Here is a 794-nt window from a genome sequence, read left to right as displayed (position 1 = left end):
AAAGAATTACACGTGCCTGTAATCGCGTTATCTCAGTTATCACGTGGTGTGGAACAGCGACAGGATAAACGTCCCGTTCTTTCTGACATTCGTGAGTCGGGATCAATCGAGCAGGATGCGGATATCGTTGCCTTCCTATATCGTGATGATTATTACGAACGTGGCGAGGGCGAAGATGATGATGGTGGTGGCGAACCGAGATTGGAAGATAATATCGTAGAGGTTATTATCGAGAAAAACCGGTCCGGTGCGCGTGGGACAGTGAAACTTATTTTTACAAAAGAATTTAACAAATTTTCATCAGTGAGTTTTAGAACTGATGATGAAATGTTTGCATAACAGAGAGGAAAATCATTTATGTCAGGGATTGTCGTAGTAGGTACACAGTGGGGAGACGAAGGTAAAGGTAAAATTACCGATTTTCTAGCGAAAGATGCATCTGTGATCGTACGTTACCAAGGTGGGGACAACGCAGGTCACACGATTCAATTTGACGGCACAAAGTACGCATTACACTTAATTCCATCAGGTATCTTTTCATCTGAGAAGTTATCTGTCATCGGAAACGGCGTTGTTGTAAATCCGAAAGCATTGATTAAAGAATTGAACTACCTAAAGGACCATGGCATTGATGTGAGCGGCTTGCATATTTCAGACCGTGCCCATGTGATTTTACCTTATCATATTGAGTTGGACCGTCTTCAAGAAGAAGCTAAGGGCGACGACAAAATTGGTACAACAATTAAAGGTATTGGCCCAGCTTATACTGACAAAGCTAGCCGTAGCGGTATTCG

General features: G+C 42.7%; 2 protein-coding genes. Both read left to right on the top strand.

Annotated features, from left to right (window positions below):
- Positions 1-339, top strand: a 339-nt coding sequence (locus ACRCJ0_RS16890) for a DnaB-like helicase C-terminal domain-containing protein (protein ID WP_431391312.1), incomplete at its 5' end; no start/stop codon positions are given.
- An 18-nt stretch (positions 340-357) separates the two neighbouring features.
- Positions 358-794: adenylosuccinate synthetase (locus ACRCJ0_RS16885; RefSeq protein ID WP_431391311.1), on the top strand; the 437-nt coding region annotated here is incomplete at its 3' end.

It is taken from the genome of Aerococcus sp. L_32, from assembly GCF_050689315.1.
This window is presented reverse-complemented; position numbering and strand designations above follow the sequence as displayed.